The 16,040-nt window shown below is 71.4% G+C and carries 11 protein-coding genes and 1 pseudogene; 8 read left to right on the top strand and 4 right to left on the bottom strand.

The genetic code is table 11. From position 1 onward, the window contains the following. Together AC3EO4_RS19825 and AC3EO4_RS19820 are read right to left on the bottom strand one after the other, a co-directional pair. Positions 1–228 (bottom strand): annotated as a pseudogene (locus AC3EO4_RS19825) (hypothetical protein); the annotation flags it as partial. 122 nt (positions 229–350) lie between these two features. After that, positions 351–1,517 (bottom strand): cytochrome P450, encoded by a 1,167-nt coding sequence (locus tag AC3EO4_RS19820; protein WP_431896979.1) that lies wholly within the window; start codon positions 1,515–1,517, stop codon positions 351–353. 94 nt (positions 1,518–1,611) lie between these two features. Here AC3EO4_RS19820 and AC3EO4_RS19815 point away from each other — a divergent pair, with 94 nt between their 5' ends. Beyond that, complete coding sequence (locus AC3EO4_RS19815; protein WP_431896977.1) at positions 1,612–5,001, top strand: phosphodiester glycosidase family protein; 3,390 nt, start codon at positions 1,612–1,614, stop codon at positions 4,999–5,001. 25 nt (positions 5,002–5,026) lie between these two features. On the opposite strand, the gene AC3EO4_RS19810 is transcribed toward AC3EO4_RS19815, so the two are convergent. Beyond that, positions 5,027–5,980 (bottom strand): carbohydrate kinase family protein, encoded by a 954-nt coding sequence (locus AC3EO4_RS19810; RefSeq protein ID WP_379582649.1) that lies wholly within the window; start codon positions 5,978–5,980, stop codon positions 5,027–5,029. 155 nt (positions 5,981–6,135) lie between these two features. On the opposite strand from AC3EO4_RS19810, the gene AC3EO4_RS19805 reads away from it, so the two are divergent. From AC3EO4_RS19805 to AC3EO4_RS19785, 5 genes are all read left to right on the top strand, one after another. Beyond that, positions 6,136–7,119 carry a sugar ABC transporter substrate-binding protein gene (locus AC3EO4_RS19805; RefSeq protein WP_431896976.1) on the top strand — a complete coding sequence of 328 codons (984 nt, stop codon included), beginning with the start codon at positions 6,136–6,138 and terminating at the stop codon, positions 7,117–7,119. 1 nt (position 7,120) lies between these two features. Further along, positions 7,121–8,086 (top strand): ABC transporter permease, encoded by a 966-nt coding sequence (locus tag AC3EO4_RS19800; protein ID WP_379582653.1) that lies wholly within the window; start codon positions 7,121–7,123, stop codon positions 8,084–8,086. Further along, positions 8,083–8,895: an ATP-binding cassette domain-containing protein gene (locus tag AC3EO4_RS19795; protein WP_379582655.1), complete on the top strand. Its 813-nt coding sequence runs from the start codon at positions 8,083–8,085 to the stop codon at positions 8,893–8,895. Before AC3EO4_RS19800 ends, AC3EO4_RS19795 begins: the two co-directional genes overlap by 4 nt. 34 nt (positions 8,896–8,929) lie before the next feature. Beyond that, positions 8,930–9,946, top strand: a complete 1,017-nt coding sequence (locus AC3EO4_RS19790; protein WP_379582657.1) for a LacI family DNA-binding transcriptional regulator — start codon at positions 8,930–8,932, stop codon at positions 9,944–9,946. A 181-nt stretch (positions 9,947–10,127) separates the two neighbouring features. Continuing rightward, complete coding sequence (locus AC3EO4_RS19785) at positions 10,128–12,908, top strand: glycoside hydrolase family 2 TIM barrel-domain containing protein (RefSeq protein WP_431896975.1); 2,781 nt, start codon at positions 10,128–10,130, stop codon at positions 12,906–12,908. Between the two features lie 65 nt (positions 12,909–12,973). On the opposite strand, the gene AC3EO4_RS19780 is transcribed toward AC3EO4_RS19785, so the two are convergent. After that, positions 12,974–14,182, bottom strand: a complete 1,209-nt coding sequence (locus tag AC3EO4_RS19780) for an FAD-dependent oxidoreductase (protein WP_431896974.1) — start codon at positions 14,180–14,182, stop codon at positions 12,974–12,976. A 53-nt stretch (positions 14,183–14,235) separates the two neighbouring features. Between AC3EO4_RS19780 and AC3EO4_RS19775 the strand changes: the two genes are divergently transcribed. Together AC3EO4_RS19775 and AC3EO4_RS19770 are read left to right on the top strand one after the other, a co-directional pair. Further along, a complete protein-coding gene (locus tag AC3EO4_RS19775) occupies positions 14,236–14,928 on the top strand; it encodes a TetR/AcrR family transcriptional regulator (protein ID WP_379582662.1) in 693 nt (230 codons plus the stop codon). Positions 14,929–15,191: 263 nt separating this feature from the next. Then, complete coding sequence (locus tag AC3EO4_RS19770) at positions 15,192–15,923, top strand: AfsR/SARP family transcriptional regulator (protein WP_379582664.1); 732 nt, start codon at positions 15,192–15,194, stop codon at positions 15,921–15,923. The last annotated feature ends 117 nt before the right edge of the window (positions 15,924–16,040 follow it).

Raw genomic sequence — 16,040 nt, 5'->3', positions numbered from 1 at the left:
CCCGATGATGGAGGGGACGAGCGGGACGAGCCTGCTCCTGCCCTCGTCGGTGGTGTGGTCGTTGACCAGGCGGGCCAGGCCCGCGAGCAGCGGGTGTGTGCACGCGGGATGGTCGCTCCACCGTTCGCCCGCCAGATAGGAGGCCAGCTCCATGAAGCAGGCGCCCTTGCGCGGGTTGCGGTGCCTGCCTCGCGACAGGATCGGCATGTGATCGTACAGAGTGTCCACGGCTGCTCCACGCGTTCTGCGCTGATCTGCCCTTTCAGTCTGCGTTCACGTCTACCCGAAAGCCAGTGGTTAAGGCCCGGCCCTCACAGATCGGACGTCTGCCGGGGTGTGCTCGGCCGGCGTCACCAGGTGAGGTGAAGGGTCTCGGGCGAGCGGTGGATGAGGCTCGGTTCCATGGTGATGCGGCCGGAGACGAGCCGGAGGCCGGGCCGGCGGGCGGTGAGCCGCTCCAGCGTGAGGCGGACCTGCTCGCGGGCCAGTTGCGAGCCGGGGCAGCCGTGCGCGCCGTGGCCGAACGACAGGTGCCTGACCGGGTCCCGGGTGATGTCGAAGGCGTCGGCGCGTTCGAAGACGGCCTCGTCGCGGCCCGCCGAGCCGTACGAGACGAACACCTGATCGCCTTCCCGCAGCTCGTGGCCGGCCAGCGTGTAGGGCGCGGTGACCGTACGGCGGAAGCCCTGGACGGGGGCGTCGAACCTGGCGCCCTCCTCGATCGCGGCGGGGATGAGGGAGGGCCGCTCGCACAACAGCTCCCACTGCTCGCGGTGGCGCAGCAGGTTGAGCAGCAGCGTGCCGAGCAGGGCGCTGGTGGTGAGGTGTCCTGCCAGCAGCAGGTTCTGCAGGTTGGAGACCAGCTCGTGGGGATCGTTCGGGGTCAGTCCTCTGACCATCTCGCCGATGAGGTCCTCGCCGGGCTCGCGGAGGGCGTACCCGTGGAGCAGGTGCTGGAGGCCGACGGCCGCGCGGGCCGCGTCGGCCTGCTCGGCGGGGGAGAGCGGCCGGAACAGCAGCTCCTCGGCGCGCCTGCCCGCCTCGACGGCGGGGTGCACGTCGGCGGGGTCGAGGCCGAGCAGGTGGCCGAAGACCTCGGCGGGCAGCGGCCTGGCGTAGGCCGCCATCCAGTCCACCGGACCTTCGCCGGGCAGGGCGTCCATCAGCGCGTCGACCCTCTCGGCGATGTACGGCACGGCCGCGCCGACCCTGCCGGGCGACAGCCCGCGCGTGATCGGCCTGCGGTAGCGCTGGTGGGCCTCGCCGTCGGTGGTGAGCACCGTCCGCGTCTGCTGGAAACCCTTGGCCAGCTCGGCGATCGCCTCCTGCCCAGGCACCTGGTCGGGGCGCAGCGCGCCCGCGGAGGAGAAGACGTCCGGCCTGCCGAGCACCTCGCGCACGTCGGCGTGCCGGGCGACGAGCCAGGCGTCGAGATCGCGGACGAAGGCCAGGCCAGGCGTCCGCCTGGCGATGGTGTAGACGAGGTACGGGTCACGGTAGAACGCGTAGGGGTCCACGCGTGCCATCGTCCAAGCCCGGTGGAGGGCGGACAAGATCTGAAATTTTCTTTTAGTTCATTGCGAAGTCTTGAAACTTGTCACCATTGCGCGATTGAGTTCGGTCGTGCAGACCCTCCGCTACATGGCATCCGCCGCGCTCGCCTTAACCTTCGTCGCCGCCCCGGCGCACGCGGATCCACCCGCTCCCGCAGAGGACGCGCCCCCCGCGTCGTCCTACAGCTCCGACTCCACCCTCCTGCTCAACGCTCCGGCGGGACGGTCGCTGGAGACGGCCAAGAAGACCCGGCCCGTGGCGCCGGGCATCACGCTCACCTCCTTCGACCGCTTCGACGCGGCGGGCTGGCTGCGCGCCGACGCGCTCTCGGCCGACCTGTCGGGCGGTGTCACGGCCGGCTACCTCAACTCCGGTGAGGTGTCGAAGACCGAGGCGCTGTCCGGGCCCGCCAAGCGGGCGCGCGCCGTGGCCGCCGTCAACGGCGACTACTTCGACATCAACCGCTCGGGCGCCGCCCTCGGCATCGGTGTGAAGGACGGCGACCTCATCCAGTCGCCCGTCCAGGGCTGGAACAACGCGGTCGCGCTCAACGAAGGCGTCGGCCGCGTCCTCCAGATGCACTTCGAGGGCACCGCCACCCCCGAGGGCGGCACGCCGATCACCCTCACCCAGTTCAACCAGAACGTCCAGTCAGGCGGAGTCGGCCTGTTCACCCCGCTGTGGGGCTCCTACCGGCGCTCCGACGCCGCGAAGGTCACCGAAGTGGTGCTCGTGAACGGGGCCGTCACCGAGGTCAGGACCTCCGCGGGCCAGGGCCCCATCCCGGCAGGGACCACGATCCTCGTCGGCAGGGAGGCGGGCGCCGACGCCCTGGCCTCGCTCAAGGCCGGCGACCGTGTCGAGGTGAAGTACCAGCCCAAGCCTTCGGACGGCGGCGCCGTGCGGACCGCGGTCGGCGGCAGGAACGTCCTGGTCAAGGACGGCAAGGCGCTGCCCTTCACCGACACCGACAGCCACCCGCGCACCTCCGTCGGCTTCTCCGCCGACGGCAGGAAGATGTACCTGCTCACCGTCGACGGACGCCAGGCCGACAGCCGCGGCCTCACGCTCGGCGAGATGGCCGCGCTCATGGTCGAACTCGGCGCCCACAACGCGCTCGAGCTCGACGGCGGCGGCTCCTCCACCCTGCTCGCCCGGGAGCCCGGCAGCGCCGACGTCCAGGTCGAGAACAGCCCCTCCGACGGCGGGGAGCGTCACGTCCCCAACGGCCTGGCCCTCTACGCCCCGCAGGGCAGCGGCAAGCTGAAGGGCTTCTGGCTCGAGACCGCCGGCGACCCCGCCAAGGCTCCGGGTGTGGGACCGGTCGCCGGTGGCCGCCCCGACCGCGTCTTCCCCGGGCTGACCAGGCGGCTGACCGCCGCCGGGTACGACGAGACGTACGGCCCTGCCGAGGGCGTGCCGTCGTGGAACACCTCGACCTCGGTGCACGGTCGCGTCAACAAGGAAGGCGTCTTCCACGCCTGGGTCCCCGGTCAGACCACGGTCAGGGCCTCGCGCGGCGCGGCCAAGGGCAGCATCGACCTGACCGTGCTGCAGCCGCTCGTCCGCATCGGCGCGACCACTGACAGGGTCGGCCTGGCGGCGGCCGACGCCACGGGCTCCTTCGGCGTCGTCGGCTACGACCGCAACGGCAACTCCGCGCCCATCGAGCCTGACGACCTGAAGCTCGACTACGACACGTCGCTGCTGGAGGTACGGCCCAGCCAGCACGGCCTCTTCACCGTCAAGGCGCTCAAGGCGACCGGGTCCGGCCTGATCACCGCGCGCGTCGGCGCATCGACGACCGCCGTGCCCGTGACCGTCGGGTTCGAGGACGTCGCGGTCGCCGACTTCGAGAACGCCGCCTCGTGGACGTTCGCCGCGGCCAGGGCCACCGGCTCGCTCGGCGCCGGCCAGGGGCAGAGCGGCGGCGGGCTCAAGCTCACCTACGACTTCACCCAGTCGACCGCCACCCGCGCCGCCTACGCCTCGCCGCCGCAACAGCTCGTGATCCCCGGCCAGCCGCAGGCGTTCGGGCTGTGGATCAACTCCACCGGCAAGGGGGAGTGGCCCAGCCTGGAGTTCTACGACGCCCAGGGGCAGTCGCAGATCCTGCGCGGGCCGTACCTCACCTGGAGCGGCTGGAAGTACGTCGAGTTCGCGGTGCCGCCGGGCGTCAGCTACCCGCTCAGGCTGCGCCGCTTCTACGTGGCCGAGACCAGGGCCGACGCCAAGTACACCAACGAGATCGCCATCGACGGCCTGGTGGCCAGGGTGCCTCCGTCCGTGCAGGCGCCGCCGGCCGCCAAGGTGAGCGACCCGGTGGTGAAGGCGTCCGTGGACGGCATGCCGTGGCGGTTCGCGGTGATGTCCGACGCCCAGTTCGTCGCCAGGCAGCCCGACAGCGACATCGTCAAGAACGCGCGCAGGACGCTGCGCGAGCTGAAGGCCGCCAAGCCCGACTTCCTGCTGATCAACGGTGACCTGGTGGACGAGGCCTCGCCCGAGGACTTCGCGCTGGCCAAGCGGATCCTGGACGAGGAACTCGGCGGCGCCCTGCCCTACCACTACGTGCCGGGCAACCACGAGGTCATGGGCGGCAAGATCGACAACTTCAAGGCGGTGTTCGGCGACACCTACCAGGTCTTCGACCACAAGGGGACCAGGTTCATCACGCTCGACACCTCCAGGCTGAACCTGCGCGGCGGCGGCTTCGACCAGATCGCGCTCCTGCGCGACCAGCTCACCGCCGCGGCCGGCGACGACTCCGTGGGCTCGGTCGTCGTGCTCTTCCACGTGCCGCCGCGCGACCCGACGCCAGGCAAGGGCAGCCAGCTCGGAGACAGGAAGGAGGCCGCGCTCGTCGAAGGGTGGCTGGCCGACTTCCAGCGGACGACGGGCAAGGGCGCCGCCTACGTGGGGGCGCACGTCGGCACCTTCAACGCCTCCCACGTGGACGCGGTGCCGTACTTCATCAACGGCAACTCGGGCAAGAACCCGGCCACGGCCGCGGACGACGGCGGGTTCACCGGCTGGTCGCTATGGGGCGTCGACCCGGTGACGCCGCAGGAGGCCGAGCATGTCAGGCGCAACTGGTTCGTCGACGCGCCCGCCTGGATCGGCACTCAGGTGCGTCCGCACGTGGACACGTTGACGCTGACGGCTCCCGCGGCGGTGTCCGTGGGCTCGCCCGCGACGGTGAAGGCGTCGCTGACCCAGGGTGACAGGACGGTTCCCGTGGCCTACCCGGTGTCGGCCGAGTGGTCCGGATCGCCGAATCTGCACATCGGGCCGCTGTCGAAGGCCAAGCCGTGGCACGTGGCCGCCCTCGACCCCGCGACGGGGACGCTGACCGCGTTGCGGCGCGGGCAGGTGCTGGTCGCGGTGACGGTGAACGGGGTCAAGAAGGAGGCCACGGTCGCCACCGCGACCAGGGCCGCCGCCTGACCTGCACCTCGGGGCGCCCGTCTCCCTACCGGGAGGCGGGCGCCTCCGTGTCATCGTGGGGAGCGGGGGTGAGCTGGTCCGCCCAGGGCGGGTCGGCTCCCGCCACGGCGCAGGTCAGCGCCGCGACCTCGGCCCCGAAGGCGGCGGCGTCGGCGGCCGAGGCGAGGTCCAGCCCGTCCAGCCGCCCGCCCAGCAGCCCCCTGGACTCGAGCCGGTGCAGCAACCCCGCCGTGAAGGAGTCTCCCGCGCCGACCGTGTCCACCACCTTCACCGGCACCGCAGGAACCGTCGCCATGGCCCCGTCCAGCGAGACCAGCGCCCCGGCGGCCCCCGATGTCACCACGACCAGCCGGGCCCCCGCCGCGTGCAGGTGCTCGCACGCCAGGGCCGTCGGGACGTCCGGCATCAGGAACGCCAGGTCGTCGGCGCTGAGCTTGAGGATGTCGGTCAGCGCGCACCACTGCGGCAACCGCGACAGGTAGTCCTCGCGCGAGGCCAGGCTCGGCCGCACGTTGGGATCGATGGAGACCGTCGCCGCGGCCCGCCCTGCGAACGCGGCCACGGTGCTCGCTCCAGGCTCCCTGACCAGCGCCAGCGACCCCGTGTGCAGGCAGGACGCGCCGCCGAGCCGGTCATCCGACAGCTCGGCCGCGCTCCACCCCCAGTCGGCGGTGCCTTCGGCGTGGAAGGAGTAGCGCGCCTGGCCCTCGGCGTCCAGCGTGGCGACGGCCAGCGTGCTCGGCTCGCGGGCCGTCACGCAGGCCGACAGGTCGACCCCGGAGGCGGCCATGCGCTCGCGGAACAGCGCGCCGAAGACGTCGTCGGACAGCCGGCCGAGGAATCTGCAGGGGGTTCCGAGGCGGGCCAGCGCGACCGCGGTGTTGCTGGGCCCGCCACCGGGCAGCACCCGCAGCGCCAGCTCGCCCGGGAGTCTGTCGGCGAAGGCGTCGGCGACGCACTCGCCAAGGACGGCGATCATCTGCCTCCCTTTTTCCGCTGTTGCGGTTTCGTTACAGGCCGAGGGCATTGACGTTTCCCGAAACGGAGTTCATCATCGCAGCACAGCGGATGTCAACGTTGACATATGTCAACGATGACACCGAGTCTGTCCAGCTCATGTGAGGAACACCCGCCATGAAACGACTCATCGCAGGCCTCATGGCCGCAGCTCTCATGGCCGCCGGATGCGGCGGCGGCCCCTCGTCCGGCTCAGGTTCGGACACCGTCAAGGTCGGGCTCATCACCAAGACCGAGACCAACCCGTTCTTCGTGAAGATGAAGGAGGGAGCGTCGGCCGCCGCCAAGGCGCAGGGCGCCGAGCTCATGAGCGCCGCGGGCAAGTTCGACGGCGACAACGCCAGCCAGATCACCGCCATCGAGAACATGGTCGCCGCGGGGGTGAAGGGCATCCTGATCACACCCAGTGACACCAAGGCCATCGTGCCCGCCGTCAAGAAGGCCAGGGACGCGGGTGTGCTGGTGATCGCCCTGGACACCCCGACCGAACCGCAGGAGGCCACCGACGCCCTGTTCGCCACCGACAACTTCAAGGCCGGCGAGCTGATCGGCCAGTACGCCAAGGCGGCGATGGCCGGCAAGCCCGCCAAGATCGCCACGCTGGACCTGGCGCCCGGCATCACGGTCGGCAAGCTGCGCCATGACGGCTTCCTCAAGGGCTTCGGCGTCGCCGAGGGCGACCCGTCGATCGTGTGCTCGCAGGACACGCAGGGCGACCAGAGCAAGGGCCAGACGGCCATGGAGAACTGCCTGCAGAAGGCACCCGACATCAACCTCGTCTACACCATCAACGAGCCCGCCGCCCTCGGCGCGCACACCGCGCTGAAGGCCAAGGGCATCGACAAGGACGTGCTCGTGGTCTCCGTCGACGGCGGCTGCACCGGGACCAGGGCCGTGCAGAGCGGCCAGATCGCCGCGACCTCCCAGCAGTACCCGCTGAAGATGGCCGAGAGCGGCGTCAAGGCCGTCACCGACTTCGCCAAGACCGGCAAGAAGGCCACCGGCTACACCGACACCGGGGTCACGCTCATCACCGACAAGCCCGTCGCGGGCGTGGACGCCAAGGACACCGCCTTCGGCCTGGCCAACTGCTGGGGCTGACATGGCGGTCATCGAAGCGACCCTGCCGCGCAGGATCCTCACCACGCCGACGGCCGGCCCGCTGGCGGCGTTGGTGCTCGCCTGCGCGTTCTTCTCGCTGAACAGCGAGCAGTTCCTCACCGGCGGCAACTTCTCGCTCATCATCCAGCAGGTCATGGTCGTCGGCACTCTCGCCATCGGCCAGACGCTGATCATCCTCACGGGCGGCATCGACCTGTCGAACGGCGCGATCATGGCCTTCGGCGGCATCGTGATGGCCAAGCTGGCCCTGTCCATGCCGCCGCTCCTGGCGATCGCCGCAGGGCTGGCGGTCTGCGCGGGGTTCGGCCTGGTCAACGGGCTGCTGGTGACGCGGATCTCGCTGCCGCCGTTCATCGTCACTCTCGGGATGCTGAACGTGGTCTTCGCGCTCACCCACATCTACTCCCAGGACCAGACGATCACCGGACTGCCGGATGAGCTGACGTTCCTCGGCCAGACCTTCCAGATCGGCGACACCCGCGTCACCTACGGCTCCGTGCTCACGATCGCGCTCTTCCTGCTGTTCGCCTACCTGCTCGGCCAGACCGCGTGGGGCAGGCACGTCTACGCCCTCGGCAACAGCCCCGAGGTCGCGAGGCTCACCGGCATCCGCACCTCGCGGCTGCTCGTCGGCGTCTACGCCCTGGCCGGCCTGGTGTACGGCATCGCCGCCCTCCTGCTGGTCTCCCGCACCGGCGTGGGCGACCCGCAGGCGGGGCAGACCGACAACCTCGACAGCATCACCGCCGTCGTGCTCGGCGGCACGAGCCTGTTCGGCGGGCGCGGCCTGGTCATGGGCACCCTCATCGGCGCGCTCATCGTGGGCGTGTTCCGCAACGGGCTGCAGCTCATGGGAGTCCCGTCGATCTACCAGACGCTCATCACCGGCATCCTGGTGATCCTCGCGGTCAGCGTCGACCAGCTCTCCCGCAGGAGGACCCGATGACCACACCCGTTCTCCAGGCGCGCGGCCTGGTCAAGCGCTACGGACACGTCACCGCCCTGGACGGCGCCGACTTCGACCTGCTGCCCGGCGAGGTGCTCGCGGTCATCGGCGACAACGGGGCGGGCAAGACCACCCTGATCAAGGCGCTGACCGGCGCCATCCAGCCCGACTCGGGCGAGATCCTGCTCGACGGGAAGCGCGTGCGCTTCGGCGACCCGCTGGAGGCGCGCAGGGCCGGGATCGAGACCGTCTACCAGGACCTGGCGATCGCCGCCTCGCTCGACATCGCCACCAACATGTTCCTCGGCAGGGAGCTGCGCAAGCCCGGACTGCTCGGCAAGGTGTTCAGGATGCTGGACAAGCCGCGCATGCGGGCGCAGTCGGCCGAGCACATGGCCGCGCTCAAGATCGGGCTGCGCTCGCTCGCCGTACCCGTGGAGGCGCTGTCGGGCGGTCAGCGGCAGGGTGTGGCCGTCGCCAGGGCGGTGGCGTGGGCCTCCCACGTCGTCGTGATGGACGAGCCCACGGCGGCGCTCGGGGTGAAGGAGTCGGGGCAGGTGCTCGACCTGATCCGCAGGGTCCGCGACAGCGGCCTGCCCGTGGTGCTCATCAGCCACAACATGCCGCACGTCTTCGAGATCGCCGACCGGATCCACGTCCAGCGGCTGGGCCGCAGGGTCGCGCAGCTCAAGCCGGGCGACCACAACATGGCCGAGGTGGTGGCGATCATGACGGGCGCCATGGACGTGACCGACGGCAAGGCGGTCATCGCCGACCAGGACGCCGCGGAGGCGATCGGCCTGTCCTGATCCCGCTACCCTGTTCACGACACGGGGAGGTTCGATGGCGAGCGCGCGGCGCCCGACGATGACCGACGTCGCCCGTGAGGTCGGTGTCACCGCGAAGACCGTCTCCAGGGTCCTCAACGAGGAGGGCCCCGTCGCCCCCGAGACCAGGGCGCGGGTCATGGAGGTCGTGCACAGGCTCGGCTACCGGCCCAACCTGATGGCCCGCAACATGCGGGTCGGTGCCAGGGACGCGGCGATCGGCCTGGTCATCCCCGACATGGGCAACCCGTTCTTCGGCACCGTCGCCGGCGGCATCGAGAGCGCGGTGCGCGAGCGCGGCCTGACGGTGATCGTGGGCTCCTCCAGCGAGACGAAGGAGCTCGAACGCTCTCTGGTGGCCACGTTCCTCGCGCGCAGGGTGAGCGCGCTGCTCGTGGTGCCGTCGGCGAGCGGCGATCATCGCTACCTGCGCGCCGAACGCGATGCGGGGCTGCCCATCGTCTTCCTCGACCGGCCCGCGATCGGGCTGGCGGCCGACTGCGTGGTCAGCTCCAACCGGGCGGGGGCGCGCGAGGGCACCGCGCACCTCATCGCGCACGGCCATCGCAGGATCGGCTTCATCGGCGACCTGCCCGCGACGCTCTACACCAGGCGCGAGCGCTTCCAGGGCTACAGGGACGCGCTGGCGCAGGCAGGCCTGCCGTTCGACAAGACGCTGGTGGAGACCGGCCACTCCGCCGAGGCGGCCGCCGCGGCGGCCGGGCGGCTGCTGGCGCTGCCCGACCCGCCGACCGCGCTGTTCGCGGCCAACAACTTCGCCGCGACGGGCGTGGTGGTCGGCCTGGCCAAGGCGGGGCGCAAGGACGTGGCCCTGGTCGGGTACGACGACCTGCCGCTGGCTGAGGTCCTCGACCCGCCCCTGACCGTGGTGGCCCAGGACCCGGCGGGGATCGGGGCCGCGGCGGCGTCGCTGGTGCTGTCCCGCCTGGACGGCGACCGCTCGCGCGTGGCCAAGACGCTGGTGGCGACCCGGCTGATCCCCCGGGGCTCGGGCGAGCTGCGTCCGCGCTGAGACTCCCCTTCCGTACGGCACGCCCGACGGGCGCCTGCCGCGGGCCGGCGGCGTCGGCCGGTCCCTGGTGGCGACCGGCCGCAGGCCCGCGACTCCGGAGGCCGATCGCCAGGCGGCCATCCGTCCGTGGGGAGGGAAACCGTCTAGACATGTGTGATTAATTGGGAAAACATCGGTTTTTGTGTACTTCGCCGATTTCGCTCCGGGAGCGGGCCGACTCGACCCCCGCGCCGCGCTCCACTCCGACGCCCCTTCGATCGACCTCGGCGGCGACTGGCGCTTCCGCCTGTCGGCCACCGCCGACGCGCCTGACGACTTCGCCGCCCCCGACTTCGACGACGCCGCATGGGACACGTTGCCCGTCCCCTCCCACTGGCCGCTGCACGGCTACGGCGAGCCCGCCTACACCAACGTCTCCTACCCCTTCCCCGTCGACCCGCCGCACGTGCCCGACCAGAACCCCACCGGCGACTACCGGCGGGCGTTCGACCTGCCCGAGGGCTGGGAAGGCGGCCGGGTCCGGTTCGAGGGCGTCGACTCCTGCGCCAGGGTCTGGCTGAACGGTCACGAACTGGGGTTCACGACGGGCAGCAGGCTCGCCGCGGAGTTCGACGCGGGGCCGTACCTCACGCCTGGACGCAACGTGCTCGCGGTACGTGTGCACCAGTGGTCGGCCGCCAGCTACCTGGAGGACCAGGACATGTGGTGGCTGCCCGGCATCTTCAGGGAGGTGACGCTCCCCCGCTCCACCGCCGACGTGTTCGTGCACGCCGCCGCCGACGGCACCCTCAGCTTCGAGGGTGACGGGCTGCTGTCCGTCCCCGAGCTGGGCGTGAGCGACCTGGCGCCGGGCACGCAGGTGCGCGTCGCCGCGGAGCCTTGGTCGGCCGAGACGCCTCGCCTGTACGAGGCCACGTTCACCACCGGCGAGGAGACGGTACGGCTGCGCATCGGCTTCCGCACGATCACCATCGAGGACGGCGTGCTGAAGGCCAACGGCGTCCCTCTGGTCTTCAAGGGCGTCAACAGGCACGAGTTCCACCCCGACCACGGGCGGGCGGTGCCGTACGAGACGATGGTCGAGGACGTGCTGCTCATGAAGCGGCACAACGTCAACGCGGTCCGGACCAGCCACTACCCCCCGCATCCCGCCTTCCTCGACCTGTGCGACGAGTACGGCCTGTGGGTGGTCGACGAGTGCGACCTGGAGACACACGGGTTCGGGCAGGTCGGCTGGCGCCGCAACCCGACCGACGACCCGCGCTGGAGCGAGGCGCTGCTCGACCGGATGAAGCGCACCGTCGAACGCGACAAGAACCACCCGAGCGTGGTGATGTGGTCGCTGGGCAACGAGGCGGGCGTCGGCGCCAATCTGGCGGTCATGGCCGGCTGGACCCGCGAGCGCGACCCGTCCAGGCCCATCCACTACGAGGGCGACCTGTCGTGCGCCGACGTCGACGTCTACAGCAGGATGTACGCCTCCCACGCCGAGGTCGAGGCGATCGGCCGCGGTACGGAGGACCCGCTCGACGATCCCGCCCTGGACGCGCGGCGCAGGGCGATGCCGTTCATGCAGTGCGAGTACGCGCACGCGATGGGCAACGGCCCCGGCGGGCTCGCGGAGTACCAGGAGCTGTTCGACACCTATCCCAGGCTCGCGGGCGGGTTCGTCTGGGAGTGGATCGACCACGGGCTGACCCACGAGAAGTACGGCTACGCCTACGGCGGCGACTACGGCGAGCCGCTGCACGACTCCAACTTCGTCGTGGACGGCTTGGTCTTCCCCGACCGCACGCCCTCGCCGGGGCTGCTGGACCTGAAGAAGGTGTTCGAACCCGTGAAGATCACCTTCTCGGACGGGGCGGTGACGGTGACCAGGGCGGTGCCGTACCCGTTGGAGTTCCCGTGGGCGCTGACGGCGGGTGGCGCGCTGGTCGCCGAGGGCGTCCTCGAGGTGCCCGACGGGGAACGGGCTGAGGTGAAGCTGCCCGACCTGCCCGAGGTGGGCGAGCCCGGCGAGGTGTGGCTCGCCGTGCGGGCGGTCCTCGCGCACGACCTGCCGTGGGCGCCGGCGGGACACGAGATCGCGTGGGGCGAGCTGAAGGTGGACGAGGGGCGCGCCCATCCCTCGCCCGAGCGAGGGCCGGCTCCCGTGGTGCGCGGGGAGACGGTCGAGCTGGGCGCAGCGGTGTTCGACGCCAGGACGGGGCGGCTCACCACCCTGTTCGGGCTCGACGTCGAGGGCCCGCGGCTCGACCTGTGGCGGGCGCCCGTCGACAACGAGCGCTTCGGCGGCCTCGACTGGAACTGGCGCCACCTCGGCCTGCACCGTCTCACCCATCGGGTCGAGTCCGTCTCCCACGACGACGGAGCCCTGACCGTCCGCTCGCGGGTGGCCCCCGCGGCCGCCGACCTCGGGGTCCGCGTCACCTACCGCTGGACGGCCGACGCGACAGGACTCTCCCTCGACGTGCACGCGGTGCCCGAAGGGGAGTGGACGCTGCCGCTGCCCAGGCTCGGGGTCGCCATGACGCTGCCGCAGGGCATCGCGAAGGTCATCTGGTTCGGCAGGGGACCGGGCGAGGCCTACCCCGACACGGGCATGGCGGCCGTGACCGGCGGCTTCGAAGCCACGATCGAGGAGCTGCAGACGCCGTACGTGTATCCGCAGGAGAACGGACAGCGCGCCGACGTGCGCTGGGCCATGCTGGTCGACGACGAGGGCAGGGGGGTGCGGGTGACGGGCGATCCCGCCTTCGGCCTGACCATGCGCAGGTGGAGCACCGCGGAGCTGGAGCGCGCCGCCCACCTGACGGACCTGAGGCCGGGCAGTCGCGTGCACGTCCACCTCGACCACGCCCAGCACGGCGTCGGCACCGCGGCCTGCGGGCCCGGCGTGCTTGCGCCGTACGAGCTGCGAGCGGCGGAGGCGCGGTTCGGCTTCCGCTTCTCCGCGGTGTAGACGATCGACGGCGCGCCCCGTCCCCACCTGGCGCCAGGCGGGAACGGGCCTCTCGCGCTCGGCAGTCAGGATGGCTGAACTTCGTCGAAGAGGGCGAGGGCCTCGGTGGGGTCCGGGCTCACAAGGCGTTCCAGACCGGCCATCGTGATCTTCGCCCACCCGCCGGCCCGTGCCCACATCTGTTCCTCGAAGGCGCGGACGGCCTCGTCCAGATCGGCAGGGCCAGGCGCGGCGGCGACGGACTCGGCGAGTTCGGCGCCTTCCAGCATCGCGAGGTTCGCGCCGACCCCCAACGGCGGCATCAGGTGGGCGGCGTCGCCCAGTAGCGTCACCCCGGCAACGTGGGCCCAGGTGTGGGACACGGGCAGGACGTAGAGGGGGCGGTGGACGAAAGCGGTGCCGTGGCGGAGGAGGTCGAGGACGGGAGCGGCCCAGCCGTCGAACAGAGCCAGCAGGCTTGATCGCATGGCCTCGGCGTCGGCCAGGTCCAGGCCCGTGTCCAGGCCCGTGTCCATGCCCGCGTTCATGCCCGCGTTCATGCCCGCGCGCCGGTTCAGGCCCATATGCCGGTCCAGGCTCGTGTGCCAGTCCAGCGGCGCGCGGAACTGGGCGTACACCTTGACGTGGCCGCCGCTGTTGCGCTGGGCGACGAGGCCGCGGTTCACGCCGTACACAGCCATGGAACCGTCGCCGATCAGCCGGGCGAGGTCGGGGTGGCGGGTGTCGACGTCGTCCAGGGAGGTCTCGACCAAGGTGATGCCGGTGTAGTGCGGCGTCGCGGACGAGACTGCCGGGCGAACCCGGGACCAGGCGCCGTCCGCGCCGACCACGAGGTCGAACGTCTCCTGTCGCCCGTCCGCGAAACGGACCAGCACGCCGTCCCCGGTCCTCGGTACCACCTCCGTCACGCCCCGCCCCCACTGAACGTCGAGGGGGCCGAGCAGCAGGTCGCGGAGTTGCCCCCGGTCGATCTCGGGATTGGCCCGGTCACCCGGACGGGGTCGCCAGTCGCGGAGGACGGTCCCGTCCACGTCCAGGATGCGCATGGCCTGCCCCTCGGGACGGGACAGCGCCTGGAACTCCGCCAGCAGCCCCGCCTTGCCCAGCGCGAGCTGGCCCATCCTTTCGTGCAGGTCGAGCACGCCGCCCGGGGGACGGGCGTCGGGGGCGGGATCGCGTTCGAGGATGGTGACGGGGTGACCGTGGCGGTGCAGGACGCGGGCGAAGGTGAGGCCGGCGGGGCCGCCACCGATCACGGCGATACGATGTCTCATGTCGATACACTGTATTTAACAAATACGATGTATCGCAACAGTACGATGTAACCATGACTGTGTGGGACCGGCCGGAGCCGCCGACTCGCCCCGTGCCGCTCGACCGGGAGCGAATCGTCGCCGCCGCCATCGCGCTGGCCGACGAGGGCGGGCTGGAGGCGGTGTCGTTGCGCAAGGTCGCCGCCCGGCTGGACGCCGGCCCGATGCGGCTGTACGGATACATCTCCACCAAGGAGGAGCTGTTCGACCTCATGGTGGACGAGGTCCACGCCGAGATCCTCCCCGAGGAGCAGCCCGGCGACTGGCGGGAGGTGCTGCGCATCCGCGCCCACCGCACCAGGCAGGCCACCCTCCGTCACGAATGGCTGGCCGACCTGCTCGGCGGCCGTCCGACCCTGGGCCCGAACGCCCTCGCCGTGACTGAGGCCACGCTGGCCGCCCTCGACGGCCTCGCCGACCTCGACACCGTCATGCGCGCCGTGGAGACTGTCAGTGCCTACCTCACCGGCGCGATCAGGCACGAGATCGCGAATCTGCGGGCCGAGCGCGCCACGGGCCTGTCCAAGCGCGACTGGCAGCGCGCCTACGGCCCGCATGTGAGGAGGATGCTGGCCACGGGCCGCTTCCCGGCGCTGGCCAAGGCCGTGTACGACGGCACGGAGGTGGACGCCGAGGCGTCCTTCGCGACCGGGCTGGACTGGGTCCTCGACGCCGTGGCGGCCAAACTCGCCCGGCCGCCGGCGTGACGCTCGACATTTCCAGGTGACATCCGTGGTACCGCATGACGCCGCCGGACTGCGCACCTACCTGCCCGACTGGTTGAGAGGCAAGCTCTGACGCCGGACGACCGGGCGGCGCTGGAAGGTCGACGGCTTCGCCCTGAGCAGTGGTTGTGTGTGCAACCTTCTGCTCGACATCCGGCAGGCCCGTATCGGACAATGAACAGGGATGACGGAAGGGCTGCCCACCAGGTGACGCTGTTCCCGGATGGTTCGGGGGCGGGAGGATTATGGAGAGCAGCGACCGGCCTCCGCCACGGGTGGCTCTTCTCGGCGGGTTCCGGCTACAGGCCGGCGACGAGCATGTCCCGCTGTCCGGCGGCTCCGAACGCCTCGTGGCGTTCGTCGCCCTGAGCAAGGGAAGCGTTCCCAGGAATCTCATCGCGGGAAGCCTCTGGCCCGACGTGTCGGAGCGGCGCGCCTACGCGAACCTGCGGTCGGCGCTCGCCCGCCTGAACGACGCCGGGCGGCGGATCATGGAGGTCGGTGCCAGCGAGATCCGGCTGTCGCCCGACGCCGAGGTCGACTTCCGTCACGCCCGGTCCCTGGCGCTGCGCATCCTCGACCGCGCCGAACCGACCCGGGACGAGGATCTCACCTCGGAGGCCGTGTCCGTGCTGTCAGCCGGCCTGCTGCCCGGCTGGTACGACGACTGGGTCCTGCTCATCGCGGAGGAATGGCACCAGCAACGCCTGCACGCCCTGGAGGCGCTGGCGGCCGACCTCGTCACGGCCGGGCGCCACGCGGAGGCCGTGGCCGCCGCCGGCGTGGCCGTCCACGCGGAGCCGCTGCGCGAAAGCGCCTGCGCCGCACTGGTCAAGGCCCACCTCGCCGAAGGCAACCAGGCCGAGGCGCTGCACCACTTCAGGCGTTACCAGCAGCGGCTCCAGGCCGAACTCGGCCTCAAACCGACGTCGCGCCTGAGCGCGCTCCTCGCGGGACTGCAGCCGGCCGGCGGGTGACGCGCCCGTCACGCGCACGTCACGCGGTCATCGCGGCGGCGTGACACGCGGTTGCACACGATGACAGTGAACGCCGGGGCCGGGCCGGGCGCACAGATGATCGCCACGGTGACCCCG

The organism is Nonomuraea sp. bgisy101, from assembly GCF_057708945.1.
The sequence above is the reverse complement of the archived record's forward strand: the minus strand, read 5'-3'. Positions and strand labels throughout refer to the sequence as shown.

Bases quoted from the DNA above. Each gene is read 5' to 3' on its own strand.
- AC3EO4_RS19810 (WP_379582649.1), bottom strand. From the start codon at position 5,980: ATGATCGCCGTCCTTGGCGAGTGCGTCGCCGACGCCTTCGCCGACAGA.
- AC3EO4_RS19805 (WP_431896976.1), top strand. From the start codon at position 6,136: ATGAAACGACTCATCGCAGGCCTCATGGCCGCAGCTCTCATGGCCGCC.
- AC3EO4_RS19800 (WP_379582653.1), top strand. From the start codon at position 7,121: ATGGCGGTCATCGAAGCGACCCTGCCGCGCAGGATCCTCACCACGCCG.
- AC3EO4_RS19795 (WP_379582655.1), top strand. From the start codon at position 8,083: ATGACCACACCCGTTCTCCAGGCGCGCGGCCTGGTCAAGCGCTACGGA.
- AC3EO4_RS19790 (WP_379582657.1), top strand. From the start codon at position 8,930: ATGGCGAGCGCGCGGCGCCCGACGATGACCGACGTCGCCCGTGAGGTC.
- AC3EO4_RS19780 (WP_431896974.1), bottom strand. From the start codon at position 14,182: ATGAGACATCGTATCGCCGTGATCGGTGGCGGCCCCGCCGGCCTCACC.
- AC3EO4_RS19775 (WP_379582662.1), top strand. From the start codon at position 14,236: ATGACTGTGTGGGACCGGCCGGAGCCGCCGACTCGCCCCGTGCCGCTC.
- AC3EO4_RS19770 (WP_379582664.1), top strand. From the start codon at position 15,192: ATGGAGAGCAGCGACCGGCCTCCGCCACGGGTGGCTCTTCTCGGCGGG.